At 40.5% G+C, this 12,736-nt stretch carries 14 protein-coding genes; 5 read left to right on the top strand and 9 right to left on the bottom strand.

Annotated features, from left to right (window positions below; all coding sequences use genetic code 11):
• The first annotated feature begins 60 nt into the window (after positions 1-60).
• Positions 61-681, top strand: a complete 621-nt coding sequence (locus ACQEXP_RS05445; protein WP_426968670.1) for a DsbA family protein — start codon at positions 61-63, stop codon at positions 679-681.
• Between the two features lie 43 nt (positions 682-724).
• On the opposite strand, the gene ACQEXP_RS05440 is transcribed toward ACQEXP_RS05445, so the two are convergent.
• Complete coding sequence (locus ACQEXP_RS05440) at positions 725-2,356, bottom strand: glycoside hydrolase family 13 protein (protein WP_426968668.1); 1,632 nt, start codon at positions 2,354-2,356, stop codon at positions 725-727.
• Positions 2,357-2,497: 141 nt separating this feature from the next.
• On the opposite strand from ACQEXP_RS05440, the gene ACQEXP_RS05435 reads away from it, so the two are divergent.
• The gene (locus ACQEXP_RS05435; protein ID WP_426968666.1) at positions 2,498-3,394 is read left to right on the top strand and encodes a LysR family transcriptional regulator; all 897 of its coding nucleotides are present in this window, start codon (positions 2,498-2,500) and stop codon (positions 3,392-3,394) included.
• 48 nt (positions 3,395-3,442) lie between these two features.
• Here ACQEXP_RS05435 and ACQEXP_RS05430 read toward each other — a convergent pair whose 3' ends face one another.
• The 3 genes from ACQEXP_RS05430 to ACQEXP_RS05420 all read right to left on the bottom strand — a co-directional run bounded on the left by ACQEXP_RS05430 (position 3,443) and on the right by ACQEXP_RS05420 (position 7,243).
• Positions 3,443-3,676 (bottom strand): hypothetical protein, encoded by a 234-nt coding sequence (locus ACQEXP_RS05430; RefSeq protein ID WP_426968664.1) that lies wholly within the window; start codon positions 3,674-3,676, stop codon positions 3,443-3,445.
• Positions 3,677-3,838: 162 nt separating this feature from the next.
• Positions 3,839-6,004 carry a peptidase domain-containing ABC transporter gene (locus tag ACQEXP_RS05425; RefSeq protein WP_426968663.1) on the bottom strand — a complete coding sequence of 722 codons (2,166 nt, stop codon included), beginning with the start codon at positions 6,002-6,004 and terminating at the stop codon, positions 3,839-3,841.
• Positions 6,005-6,007: 3 nt separating this feature from the next.
• On the bottom strand, positions 6,008-7,243 hold the full coding sequence (locus tag ACQEXP_RS05420) for an HlyD family secretion protein (protein WP_426968661.1): 1,236 nt from the start codon (positions 7,241-7,243) through the stop codon (positions 6,008-6,010).
• Between the two features lie 220 nt (positions 7,244-7,463).
• Between ACQEXP_RS05420 and ACQEXP_RS05415 the strand changes: the two genes are divergently transcribed.
• Both ACQEXP_RS05415 and ACQEXP_RS05410 read left to right on the top strand, forming a co-directional pair.
• Positions 7,464-7,712 carry a hypothetical protein gene (locus ACQEXP_RS05415; RefSeq protein ID WP_426968659.1) on the top strand — a complete coding sequence of 83 codons (249 nt, stop codon included), beginning with the start codon at positions 7,464-7,466 and terminating at the stop codon, positions 7,710-7,712.
• A 4-nt stretch (positions 7,713-7,716) separates the two neighbouring features.
• Complete coding sequence (locus tag ACQEXP_RS05410; RefSeq protein WP_426968657.1) at positions 7,717-8,514, top strand: CPBP family intramembrane glutamic endopeptidase; 798 nt, start codon at positions 7,717-7,719, stop codon at positions 8,512-8,514.
• Positions 8,515-9,115: 601 nt separating this feature from the next.
• Here the strand turns inward: ACQEXP_RS05410 and ACQEXP_RS05405 are convergent.
• The 5 genes from ACQEXP_RS05405 to ACQEXP_RS05385 all read right to left on the bottom strand — a co-directional run bounded on the left by ACQEXP_RS05405 (position 9,116) and on the right by ACQEXP_RS05385 (position 12,269).
• Positions 9,116-9,676 (bottom strand): hypothetical protein, encoded by a 561-nt coding sequence (locus ACQEXP_RS05405; RefSeq protein WP_110415740.1) that lies wholly within the window; start codon positions 9,674-9,676, stop codon positions 9,116-9,118.
• 384 nt (positions 9,677-10,060) lie between these two features.
• A complete protein-coding gene (locus ACQEXP_RS05400) occupies positions 10,061-10,462 on the bottom strand; it encodes a hypothetical protein (protein WP_426968655.1) in 402 nt (133 codons plus the stop codon).
• Complete coding sequence (locus ACQEXP_RS05395; protein ID WP_426968653.1) at positions 10,459-10,809, bottom strand: hypothetical protein; 351 nt, start codon at positions 10,807-10,809, stop codon at positions 10,459-10,461. The genes ACQEXP_RS05400 and ACQEXP_RS05395 overlap by 4 nt, the downstream gene beginning before the upstream one ends.
• Before the next feature lie 19 nt (positions 10,810-10,828).
• A complete protein-coding gene (locus ACQEXP_RS05390) occupies positions 10,829-11,452 on the bottom strand; it encodes a PAAR domain-containing protein (protein WP_426968651.1) in 624 nt (207 codons plus the stop codon).
• Positions 11,453-11,897: 445 nt separating this feature from the next.
• Complete coding sequence (locus ACQEXP_RS05385) at positions 11,898-12,269, bottom strand: hypothetical protein (protein ID WP_426968649.1); 372 nt, start codon at positions 12,267-12,269, stop codon at positions 11,898-11,900.
• Between the two features lie 174 nt (positions 12,270-12,443).
• Between ACQEXP_RS05385 and ACQEXP_RS05380 the strand changes: the two genes are divergently transcribed.
• Complete coding sequence (locus ACQEXP_RS05380) at positions 12,444-12,638, top strand: hypothetical protein (RefSeq protein ID WP_269375017.1); 195 nt, start codon at positions 12,444-12,446, stop codon at positions 12,636-12,638.
• Positions 12,639-12,736 lie beyond the last annotated feature (98 nt).

The following is a 12,736-nucleotide window of genomic DNA, read 5'->3' as shown; positions in this document are numbered from 1 at the left end:
GACAAGCTGTGTAGTCTCACGCTAACATCCTATCTAAGAGCTCACCGGAGGAGCGGTAATATGTCGACCAACAACAAACTCTATTATGTCTATGATCCCATGTGCTCTTGGTGTTGGGGCTACAAACCCGTGTGGCAGAAAATTTCGCAACAGCTCGAAAGCAAGATAGAGATACAGTATGTACTCGGTGGTTTGGCACCAGATTCCGACCAGCCGATGCCTGAAGAGATGCAACGCCAAATCGCCTCATATTGGAAGAAAATAGAGGATTTTCTTGGTACAGAGTTTAACTATGATTTCTGGCAAAAGAATACGCCTCGTCGTTCTACCTATCCGTCATGTCGGGCTGTTCTTGCCGCTCGCAAGCAAGGCGCTGAGCAAGCCATGTTGAGTGCGATTCAACACGCCTATTACTTAGAGGCAAGAAACCCCAGTGACGATGAGGTTCTACTCTCTCTTGCAGCCAACATAGGGTTGGATGCAGCAAAATTTGAAGTGGATTTTTTCTCAGCAGAGCTAAACAACGAGTTTCTTCAAGAGCTGGAATTTGCTCGTCGTATCGGTGGAAACAGCTTTCCTTCACTGTTTGTTGCCACCGAACAAGGAATTGTAGAGCTGCAAGTGGACTATCAGTCTGCAGAGACAACGATTGATCAAGTTGAACAGATACTGTCTTGGTAAGGGTATGATTGAAAAAAACACCGGACTCTTGTCCGGTGTTTTTTTATAGCTCTAGGGCAAAAGATTCATACGGGCTCAACGTGAGTGAGTTCCCTAATTCTGCAAGTGCCGCGCTATTGGTAATTAAGGTGGTTACCTTACGACTTTGTAGGTGACTTGGTAATGGGACGATAAGCGTCTCGGCGCTAAAATTACTGACGACCACAAAGTGTTGTTGATCATCTTTTCTTTCGTAGGCAAACACTTGTGGGTGTTGTTCGAGCAGCGGAATGAAATCACCGTAGACGATGACAGGGTGGGCTTTACGCAAGGATACCAGTTGCTTGTAGTGGTAGAAGATGGAGTGGCGATCTTCCAGTGCTGCAGCGACGTTTATCTCTGGATAGTTCGGGTTAACCTCAATCCAAGGTGTTGCGTTGGTAAAACCCGCTTGATTGTCGTTATTCCATTGCATCGGTGTGCGTGCATTGTCACGGCCATTTTGGTGAATTGCCGCCATCATCTGCTCGTGACTTGTACCTGATTCGGTTTTCACTTGGTAAAAATTGAGCGTTTCGATGTCTTTATATTGGTCGATGGTATCGAAGGCCACATTGGTCATGCCAATCTCTTCACCTTGATAGATATAAGGTGTCCCTTTCATAAAGTGCAGCGTGGTTGCCAACATTTTCGCTGATTCAACTCGGTATTGTTTATCGCATCCATATTTAGACACAACACGCGGTAAGTCATGATTGTTCCAAAACAGTGAGTTCCAACCTTGGTTGTTGAGTTCGACCTGCCATTTGGTGAGAACTTGCTTAAACCTATTTAGGTCGAGTGGAATGGGCTGCCATTTATCGCCGTCTTGCCAGGTCAGTGTAATGTGCTCAAACTGGAATACCATCGACAATTCCTGCCTTGCGGGGTCACTGTACAATTTGGCAATTTCAGGTGTTGCTCCCCAAGTTTCTCCCACCGTTAGAAGGTCTTTGCTGCCAAAGGTGGCTTGATTCATTTGTTGTAACAGAGGGTGTAGACGTTCACCGTTCCCAGTAATACCTTTATCGATCTCCTTACCGATCAGATCGATGACATCAAGACGGAAGCCGCCAATACCTTGGTCAATCCACCAGTTCATCATCGCAAAGATGTGTTCGTGAAGTTGCGGGTTTTCCCAGTTAAGGTCAGGCTGACGTTTTGAGAATAGGTGAAAGTAGTATTGTTGGTTGTGCTCGTCCCACTGCCAAGCGCTGCCTCCGAAAATAGAGCCGATATCACTTGGTGGCGTGCCGTCTGCGTTCGCATCTCGCCAAATGTAAAAATCGCGATACTTGCTGTCTGCACTTTGCTTTGCATCGACAAACCATGGATGTTCATCCGAGGTATGGTTTACTACCAAATCCATCACAATGCGGATACCACGCTGTTTGGCTTGTTCGATGAGCGCTCGCATGTCGTCCATGGTGCCAAACTCAGGAGCGATTGCCTGATAATCTGAAATATCGTATCCGTTGTCGTCCATTGGAGATTGATAGACTGGAGAAAGCCAGATCACGTCAATTCCCAGATTTTGGAGGTAATCGAGTTTACTGATAATGCCTTGAAGGTCACCGATGCCATCGTCATTTGAATCACAAAAACTACGTGGATAGATTTGATATACCACGCTGTTATGCCACCAACGTTTGTCCATTTTGCTGCCCTAATATTCGAAATCTTGAGGGAAATATAGCGAATTCTTGGCGACAAAAATAATTGATTATTTGAATTTTGATATAGAAAAAATCAATATCAAAAGTTACTCTCACACCTCTATTCTGAGGAGGGGTTGATCATGGATAAACAGTCTCGCTATTTTTACGAAGTTGCCCGACAGGGGAGCATCAAGGCTGCCGCAGATAAGCTTTTTATTAGTCAGCCATCACTAACAACAGCAATCAAGAAGCTTGAACAGCAGTTGGGTACGGACTTGTTCATTCGCAAGTCGAAAGGAGTTGAACTCACTGAATATGGGCGAGTTTACTTGGGTTATGTGCAGGATGTACAAGAGAAGCACACTCAGATGATTCATCAGTTGTCTGATATGAAGATGCGAAGCAGTGGTAAAGTTAAGCTTGGTGTGGGCGAGGCTTGGTGGGAATGTTTTGCGGCGCAGGCTATTGAGGAGTTTACTCGACAGTTTCCAAACAGCTCGATGCACGTTGAATTTGGTAATGGTCTGTCAATGTTACACCACTTGATTAATGACGAAATTGACCTGTTTGTAGGCCATGAAATTAACGGCATTAACTCTCAGTATCGGGTTCGTTTTACCCCTTTATTTCAAGAGCGTGAAGCCTGGTATGTTAGACCCAACCATCCCTTACTGGATCAGGACAATATTGTCGAAAAAGCAGTGAACTATCCGCTGGTTAAGGTTACTCCCGATCATGCTCGTCATGGGGATGTATTAACGGAGGAAGGTGCCGAACTATTTAGCGCTGCAGCTTGTGATACGCGAGTGACGTATGAGCTTGATTCTCTTTCGGCGAGCGTTGATCTGGTCAAAATGAGCAATGCGATCATGCCTTATACCTCAGAGATGAAGGCGCATTTTGAACGGGCGGGTTTGAAAATGTTGTGGGTGAATCAACAGCAACTGGGTCAGGTTGGTATCTACACTAAAATTGGCAAGTTCACTGAGCCCACACAAACTCTGATGGAGCTCATTTGTAGTCAAGCCGAGAGATGATCTCTCGGCAAAGATTAGGCTCAGATCAATCCATTTTATAGGTAAAAGCTATATCAATCGCAATAGGCTAGGTTTGCGTTGACTCGTCACTTCCAGTAGATAACCCTGCTGATTGAGCTTATCGACTAGTGGGTAACGACCGTTTGATAAGCGCCATTGCTTGTTCACCGACATCGGGATCTCAAGCTCAATATTTTTGCCATTCTCTGGGCTGAAATTGCAGGCAATGGTGATAGCTTGGTCTTGGTTGCTACGAGCGAATGCGTAGCGTTTGTTTTGCATCTCTGCGAAGTGAGAGCCAGCAAGTTATTGGACATAAATGATTTACGTACATTGCTACAAGCAGCTTTATAACATTAGAAAAAGTATCTTGAACAAAGCCCCTTTACTTTAGATGACCGTTTTCTATAAGCTTTAGTCATTATATATTCATTTAGCGTATTTCTAGCAAGCACTGTTCGTTGGTTGATTAAAGTACTCTTCAGCTTGAGTCATAGAATTAGGATTTAAATTTATGACTCTGTTAGCTGAACTGATGGTCTCTTTACGGTGAGCTATCACAATCTTGGTTATTTTGAGTTGGTTTATATTTACGTTTATCATTTTCTCATTGTCTGAGTCTAAATGGCTTGTAGACTCATCCAGGCATAAAACTTTTGGTTCCTTATAGAGAGCCCTAGCTAAGAAAATCCGCTGCAATTGGCCGCCCGAGAAGCTGCTTCCCATATCTCCAACCTGAGTATGAAATCCCATAGGTAATTGATTTATTTCGTCCCAAATACAGGCCGTCTTGCAACATCTAACCATTTTTTCTTCTTGAAAATTATCCACATCAAACATTGTGATGTTTTCGGTTAAGGTTCCTGAAAACAAACTGTCATTTTGCATTACACTACCCAGTACACCTCTGTAGCTTGTTACTGACACCTCCTTGATATTTACATTATCTATATAAATGCTGCCTCTATTTGGTTTTAACAGTCCAAGGATAAGTTTGAGTAATGTTGTTTTGCCACAACCTGAAGGGCCGACGATAGCGACGCTCTCACCAGGCGCAATCTCAAATGAAATATCCTTCAGTATCCAGTCTGTATTGTCAGAATATCGAAACCATAAGTTACTCACTTTTATATGGCCTTGGACAGAATGAGGAAGAATGACTGAACCATCATCATTTTCGGTTTCCTCGAAAGTGATGTCTGACAATCGCTCTAAATGTAAACCTATTAACTTAAATGTTATTAATTTATCTATTAGGGAAAAAATACTGGAAGTAAATTGGCTTCGATAAGCCAGAAATGCTATCAACATTCCTACGGATAGTTGTTCTTCCATCACTATCAACGCCCCAAGATAAATGACTAATATTAGCTCTAAGCTGTTAAGTGAATTTTCAAGACTATCTTCCGCAATGCTTAACTTACCCAAGCGAATATCCGTGTTTATGACCTCGGCATATCGATTAAGCCATGTGTTTTGCCTTGCGGTTTCGTGACTAAACAGCTTTATCGTTTGGATGCCTCTTATGGTCTCCAAAAATATAGAATCTTCCTTTGCGCCCGTGACGATCGATTCTTCTGTAACTCGTCTGTTCGGATAGTAAAAAGCCATTTGTATGACAAACGATGCAAAAACAAAACCTATTACCAGAAAAGTAAGACTTGGGCTATACACATACATCATAACGAGCACAACAATCGCCATTAGCCCATCAATTAATGACTCAATGATTCCTTGCGTAAGAAACTCACGAATTGTGTTCAGTGAATTAAACCGAGAAACGACATCTCCTATATGCCTTTTTTCAAAATAGTCTAAGGGTAGTCTGACTAGATGATGAAACAAGTTCGCTCCCATCTGGATGTTGATTGCGCAATTTAACCTAATAATAAGCCAGCTTCTTACACACTTAACTGCCACTTGAATAAGGGCTAAAAGTCCAAAACCGAGCGCCATTACTTGTAAGAGGGGTTTATCGTTACTAAGTAGTACGTTATCAATCACCCATTGTAGATAATATGGTGATATCAGCTGAGAAGCCTGTATGACGATTGACACAAAAAAAAGGGAGATAAGGGAGCTCTTTAGCCCGGTCATTTTGCTCCAAAGCTGACTTATTTTCATCGCCACTCTGGTATCTTGTTTTTTGAATTTACTCGCTGGCGTTAACTCTAACGCTATTCCTGTGAAGCATTCACTAAACTCTTGTAACGAAATTTTCCTTTTTCCTTGCCCCGGATCATTTATTGATAACCATTTTTTACTCACACCCGTTAACACAACGAAATGATCAAGATTCCAGTGAAGAATACACGGCAATTTCAGAAGCTTTATTTCTTCTAGATCACACTGCAATGCTCTTGATGATAGATTGATGGCACCCGCAACCGACATTAATTGTCTTAAGTTCATTCCTTGAGAACCAACAACCACATGTTTACGTAGTGATGAAAGGTTTACCATTTGACCATAAAAAGATAAGACCATCGCCAGGCAGGCAAGACCACATTCTGATGCCTCAGATTGAAGGATAAGAGGAACTCTTTTGGCCCCGTTAAATGTCAACAAGTCCAAAGGATTAGTAGCATTGCTGCTTTTCGTAGTATCCATAAATTATATCTTTCCCTTAATGGCATATATGGGGTCGAGTAACCACTCGAGAAGTGAGCGGTTATCAAGAACAATATCAGCCTCAGCTATCATCCCAACTTTTAAAGGGAATGATTTACCATATGCGTGGATTTCTTGTTGGTTGATGGTAGCTCTGACTCGATACATCGCTTCAGTTATGTTGATCGGCAGCTTCTGATCACTGGGCAAAATAAGTGCTTTATCAATATTGCTAATTTTACCTTCTACTAGACCAAATTTTTGATATGGAAAGGCATCAAATCTGATTTTCACTTGATCGCCAACCTGAATAAAACCAGCAGATCTGGATGGTAAAAGTAGCTCTAAGATTAGTGGTGAGTTTTTGGGGATGATACTTAGAATAGGGCTGTCTGAGTCGACTTGGCTGCCAATAGAAGGCTGTATAGCCGTAACAATGCCAGACTCAGGCGCCTTTTTAATAAATTCGTACTCATTGTTTAGCCGAACAATATCGGCTTTAAGGACAGAGAGTTGTCTTTGGATACTGGTACGTTTTAGCGCTCGCTCTTCCGGTAACGAAATTCTTTGGGATTCTAAGCTAGCGATGTCCACTGAAATTGAAGCCATTTCGGTTTCTAACTTGTTTACCGAACCCTGAGCTTCCAAATAGTCTTCTTGAATAGACGAAAGAGCAGCCATGGAAAGGTAGCCTTTTTTATACAAAGCAAGATTATTGTCGTATTGCTCTTCTTTTAATTTAAGGCGCTGCTTGCTTGTTACCATCGCTTTTTGTATCGCACTTAAGCTGTGGCCAAGTTCCCTCATTTTTCGGTCAATGCTGAGTTTTGATTTATCAAAAACAATATCAGAGAACTTTAACTCCTCCTTAAGCGATGTTATCTGGCTCGACAGTTCAGCTTGTAATGCCACAGATAGCTCAATACCAGAGATTAGATTTTGACTGTTTCTAATTTTAGCGAGTGCTTGCCCTTCTTTGACATGATCGCCTTCTAAGACTAGCAAATCCTCTAGTATCCCACTTCTTCCTGAGAAAACTTTTATTACACCTTGCTCTGGAAGCAGGTAACCTTTAACCGTCTCTTTTCGTGAGTAATGAGTGTTTAATGAGAAAATTAATAGCAGTATAAATATGGCAAAAACTAAGCTACATATGAAATAAACTGAGAATGGCTGCGTTAACGTTACTTTGCCAGGAAGACGATTCTGTTTAGCTCTTACTGCTTCATTTCTGAACAAATGTCATTCCTTACGTCTGATTTTTGGTTAAAAATTCGACTGAATATAATGCGAAAAGTTCATCTATCAATATATGAACTGCATTTATAGTGATCAGCTGTCCAAAATTGTTAACATTTTGTGGTTTAACTTGAGTTTTTGTTCTCCTCGGTGTTAATGATTTATTGCGAGTGCTTGCTTTACATTTGTTTATTGTCATTTACTAGATAAGGAAATATCAATGAAAGAATTATCAGAAAGCGTTCTCTCACAGGTAACAGGAGCATCGAGCCCTCTTGGCGGTTGGGGTGGCTGGTTGGCAGGTAATTATGGTGACCTGTCTAACGCGCAGGCTAAGAGAAATTACGAGCGTTACAGAGAGCGTCGTGATAGAAGTGGCGATCGAGCGGCGAGGTCACGCTCACGTTCTCGAAGTGATATGAACTCACCAGGCGATCAACGTTCAAGTGATAGACGAGGTGGTCGCTAGTACCATGTTAAAGATTGCTATATTAATTATTTTTATAGCTGCAAGTGCCTCGCCCCTAGCAGGGCACTTGTTTTTTATTCTCTACGATTCTAGTGAAATACTTGGACAGTTTGACGTTAGTGTTCTTTTATCTTACTGGGTGATTATTGTTCATTTAAGCCGTGTTACTTTCGCTATGGCGCTATTCGGGCCACTTTCAAATAATGGTATTCCTACTGCTCCACCTTTTAAAAAATCGATGACAGTAGCGACTCTATATCTTCCCCTTTCTATAGCTGTCTTTTATTTTTCGACCGCTCTATCTTACACCTTTGATTCAAACTATATCTTAAATCAGCTCAACTATTATCAGCCTATGTTTAAAAATGATGGGGGGTTAATAAACTGGTTAAGCGTAATTGAGTCTGCCTTGTTATTTTGTGTTCTTGTTCCTGTGTTAGAAGAAGTGATTTTTCGTGGATATCTGTTAAAGCAGTGCCTAAGTAGGTTTAGCTTAATCATCTCTATTTTTATTTCATCGTTTTGCTTTGGTATCTTGCATCAAGAAATTTTGCATGCATCCGTTATGGGTGGCGTTTTAGGATGGATATTTTATAAATTTGGCTTGCGAGTATCCATTGTTACCCACTGCATACACAATCTAGTTCTCCTCGTCGTTAATGTTCTCTATTTTGAGATCGAGGGTAACTATGCATTACCTTCTTTGGATAGTTCACCATATATACCAACTATCCCCCAATTCGTTGCAATTCTTTTTTTAGTGGTATTTTCAAAGTACATCTATCGAAGCGTTATTAAGTAACTGACTCCAAGGTTAAATATGCCAACAGCAATGAAAGTAATAGTTACTCTCAAACTATTAGTTTGGTCAGATGAACTAGTAGAGGATTTATTACCATTAAAAATCAGGCAACCAAATACGATTGAAGCAATACCAGCATAGGCATAACCGTTAGTTAGTGTAATGTTATCAGGTAAAAGCTTAAAGCTCCAAAAGAGGTAAATACTGGCAGCGGTGAGTAAACTCGCTACTAAAAGTGAAAACATGTATTTCATATTTATAGTATCTCTTGAGTCGAGAGTTGTATAGGTAACATCATGGATAAGCTCTTTAAATCTATAGTCATATCATACAAAGAGGACAAAATATATCATTTTAATTTTTCTCATAAATCTTTCTTTATAAATATTTTACATGCTAAAGCCAAATATGTTATTGCCTTCTAAAACTACTAGTTAAGAAATTGCATAATTAATCATTAGTTAAAATAGGTCAATTAATGACAAAAGAAATGTGTCCTAGATCGTAGGTTGGCACGCTTTTGGACAGAAGCGTGTTAGAGAGCCAGATCTAACGCCTTCACCTCTGATGAGAAACAGTATCTTTATGTCTTAGTCGTTTGTTATATGCGCACTTGCGGGTTAGGGTTGGTTTTTGAAATGAATGCTGCTCCTAAAAGCATTGGTCTATACTCAAAATGAAATCCATCTAGTCCAGTATTTCCATAGCCATAAAGCTCTGCCGCATACAAACCATTAGTAATATCTCTAAACAATGACGCATCAAAAAATTGCCCACTTTCTAGTAACAGCCAACAGTGAACTTTCTGCGATGCATCTGAAACACCAGTATTTAACTGGTCTTTCAGCGTACCTAAGTCGCATCCCATGTGTGGCTGACCATTAACAAGTACATCGCCAAAAACCAATTCCGATTTATACCCTTGTTGGGCAAATGCTTCTTTTAGATGTGAATGCACATACAAACAAGCCCCTGCCATATGGTCGTAATTTAACTTAGGTTGTACGCTATCAATGATTTGAAATAACGCTTCCATGTCTTGACGAGTAAGTGCTCTATAATCAGGAATTGACGGAGACAAGCCTAATAACTCAGATTCACCTAGAGCCAACTCAAGACTCATAACATGATGTTCATGTTTCTCTCTAATATTTTTAAACATATCACTCTCTAAATTTAAACGACTAGCATATAACGCTTTATCAACGGCACAACACCGCTGCTCTCACACACGTTACTGCCTTACAATATACTCATAATGCAACGATGCTATGCGTGTTAATGATAAAAATCAGTGATCTAGCTCAATGCAAGACAAGTTGCATATTATGATCTACCGACAGTTGCTATAGATCCTGTTGAATGTAGGATAGTTGCATGAATACTGTGTGTAATTACAGTATCGTTGGGCGTGTTGTTTGTATTGAACACGTAATTGTTATTAACTGCTCCTAACGCGAAATGGGGCAGAACCTAGGCAGCTCAACATTGCAAACTTTTGAGCTTCTAGCCAGAACCAAGCCAGAATACTAACTTGACCGTTTCTTTATTTGTCACAAAACTCAAAATTAGTAACGTATTGAGTCATCAAATTTTCCTTGTAACCATTTGGGTTTGGGCACTTAATCATATTTTCTGGTTGAATAATTAAGATGTAAGTTAAATGATTAACCAAAAAACCTGCTATAGCACCAATGACAAAGCAATTTCGGGCCAATTTTTTGGGGAATACAGGTGCTCTAAGTAACACTACTTCACAGAACCTATGACCAAACACAACCAAAAGCCCCGAAAATCCCGAAAAAAGTAATACCAACATATAGCCAATAGGCTCATAAAGCACTGAATCTTGTGCTTTAAAAAAAGGCAATATGAATAGCACGCATACCCAAGCATACCCAGCCATCAATAGAGGAGCAAACGCCCCCCATGCAAATCTATATATCATTCTGAAAGCTCTATAACCTTTTGAATAAATTTGTTTTCAAAGTCCGTAATTTTGTCTGCTGTCCAAACCAATGTACTGCTTACCACAAGGGTTATACCTGAATACATTGCTGTAGACGCTAAAACAGGGGATAAAGCCGCGGCTCCCAGAGCCAAGCCTGATGTCACTAAGATGTGAACGAAAATTTTAGCCTCATCAACACCCAATTTCTGTAATGTGTATTCATCGTTTACAATGAATTGCAGCACATTGACTGCCGAACCCACCAGAATTTCCATTGGCGCAGTTACTTTAACATATTGAGTCATTCCTTTGACCGAACCTAGCGCTCCCAAGCCTAATTTCACCACTTGAGCATTATTGGCTTTAAATACACCGCCATGAAGTAAAGTTTGCGTTGTACAAGCGTGTGACCTTATCTTTCATGGTTTTAACGTAGTCAAAAGAATCAAAGAACACTTTCCATTCCGTTGGTTCTAATACTGCAAACCTCACGATTTCTTGTGTGTATTTTACGTCTAAGCTCTTTTCACCTTCTTTTGCTAAAGGATTGTATGGTGGCCAATAAGCATTATTCGGGTTAAGGCGTACTGCCGATTTCGAAGCACTGCTAGTTGTTGCAGCTTGGCTAGCGACATTTTTAGTTTGTGTAGAAGCTAATGGAAGGGAGTGAGCTGTTGCGGTTGCAACACCGCTAGGATTTGCTGCACCAACTGAAACAGAATTTGAACCCACGAGAACATTTGAATTTGGCGGGCAGCCACAGGCAACATAATCCCCAATTCTTGCTGCTGGGCCAGCTGGTAGGTTTACGTCTCTTGGACCTACAGGCACAATGGGACCTATTCCATTACATTCCTTACGACCCGAATTACAAGTGGCTTGATGACCTATTGAGCTGGCAACAAGGCCATTAAACTTAATGCCTGCATTTCCCTCTACAACTTCACCACCTGTAGAGGTTTTAGTTCCTATACCAACACCGTACATACATCTGTTCCTTTTTTGAGACTGATATGCAAGCAGTGTAACTGGTTGCATATATGCACTTTTCACAGAAAGTCACATAATGACAGAATTTTTATACTTTCGATGGGAGCGTAATGCACTGCTATGGATATCGACATAACTTATCGATTTGAAAGTTGACATGACTCAACTTATTCTCAGCTAGCTATTTAAGATTATTGTTTTTGGGAAGCGTTCAATAACAAGCTACAAATAAACTTTCACGAATTAGATCTGTTTATGTTCAATGCTTGCATCTTTATTAATGAATTGATCGATAATCTTCGTCGCACATTTTTTGTATGTATTTTTGCGGTAATAATGCCACTGTAAAGAGAAAATTGAGCAGCAATGTAAAAACAGTGTGGTGCAATTTACGCCCCAACTCCTTTTAATTGGGGCTTTTTTTTAGCGATAATTCAATTAATCAATAAGTGGCCCTGATGGCTTTCATCCCAGCGTTATGAGTTCGAGTGATAAGTTCACGGAAATCTTGATTACGTTGCTGAGGAATATTCGCTTGTTTGGTATTGCCAAACAGGCGTGTGAATACTTGATAAATATTTATTTTTTGCATAATCGACGCTAGCCAAAAGTCCGATGATATTGGGCTAGTCGATACCTGTAGTAGGTGATTCATCCTTATATGACTAATGGGGGAGTTGACGGTAAAAATGTGGTTTTGATAGAAAATCTCATGCACTGGCAAAAACGGATAGCCAGCATGCTTAGATTGTCCATTGACCAATGTATTGAGTGATTTATGAAAGAACAATGCGAATAGTTGGTAAAAGCTCACAGAATTACACTTATTTGAGTCATGATGATCGAGGTTTAATGTCCAATAACATTTTATTAATCATAGTGTTACTTTAATGACTGTTGGTTATGTGCAACAAAAGTTCACTTTGACTCTGGCAAGGGGTTTTCTACGCTTAATAGTGATTTAAACGTCAGATGAAAGGAGAACACAATGGCGAGATTCCAACAAGACATCCCAAATCGAGTCACGGTTTATCATGATGATCTTGACCAAGAAAAAGCGCTAAAAAATGCAATGCTACCAGAAAAACCAAGGTACTTTAACGGTTCACCAACCTATGAAGCCTCTAGCGTTGATGAATTCCGAAGCAAATTGAGTCAAATAGGCATGTCTCTTGATGTGTAAGCTCAGCGGGTTACGCAGAAAGCAGTCCTAAGGGCTGCTTTTTTTATGTCTAATGGCGATTTTATGCATTGCAGACCAAGAAATGGCAATCATGCGAC

The sequence above is a fragment of the Vibrio sp. TRT 1302 genome, assembly GCF_050113875.1.
GTDB lineage: Bacteria > Pseudomonadota > Gammaproteobacteria > Enterobacterales > Vibrionaceae > Vibrio.
Note: the sequence above shows the minus strand (reverse complement) of the source record. Positions and strands in the feature narration are given on the sequence as shown.

Excerpts from the sequence above, each read along its gene's own strand:
- ACQEXP_RS05445 (WP_426968670.1), top strand. The coding sequence starts at position 61 with ATGTCGACCAACAACAAACTCTATTATGTCTATGATCCCATGTGCTCT.
- ACQEXP_RS05440 (WP_426968668.1), bottom strand. The coding sequence starts at position 2,356 with ATGGACAAACGTTGGTGGCATAACAGCGTGGTATATCAAATCTATCCA.
- ACQEXP_RS05435 (WP_426968666.1), top strand. The coding sequence starts at position 2,498 with ATGGATAAACAGTCTCGCTATTTTTACGAAGTTGCCCGACAGGGGAGC.
- ACQEXP_RS05430 (WP_426968664.1), bottom strand. The coding sequence starts at position 3,676 with ATGCAAAACAAACGCTACGCATTCGCTCGTAGCAACCAAGACCAAGCT.
- ACQEXP_RS05425 (WP_426968663.1), bottom strand. The coding sequence starts at position 6,004 with ATGGATACTACGAAAAGCAGCAATGCTACTAATCCTTTGGACTTGTTG.
- ACQEXP_RS05415 (WP_426968659.1), top strand. The coding sequence starts at position 7,464 with ATGAAAGAATTATCAGAAAGCGTTCTCTCACAGGTAACAGGAGCATCG.
- ACQEXP_RS05410 (WP_426968657.1), top strand. The coding sequence starts at position 7,717 with ATGTTAAAGATTGCTATATTAATTATTTTTATAGCTGCAAGTGCCTCG.
- ACQEXP_RS05405 (WP_110415740.1), bottom strand. The coding sequence starts at position 9,676 with ATGTTTAAAAATATTAGAGAGAAACATGAACATCATGTTATGAGTCTT.
- ACQEXP_RS05400 (WP_426968655.1), bottom strand. The coding sequence starts at position 10,462 with ATGATATATAGATTTGCATGGGGGGCGTTTGCTCCTCTATTGATGGCT.
- ACQEXP_RS05390 (WP_426968651.1), bottom strand. The coding sequence starts at position 11,452 with ATGTACGGTGTTGGTATAGGAACTAAAACCTCTACAGGTGGTGAAGTT.
- ACQEXP_RS05380 (WP_269375017.1), top strand. The coding sequence starts at position 12,444 with ATGGCGAGATTCCAACAAGACATCCCAAATCGAGTCACGGTTTATCAT.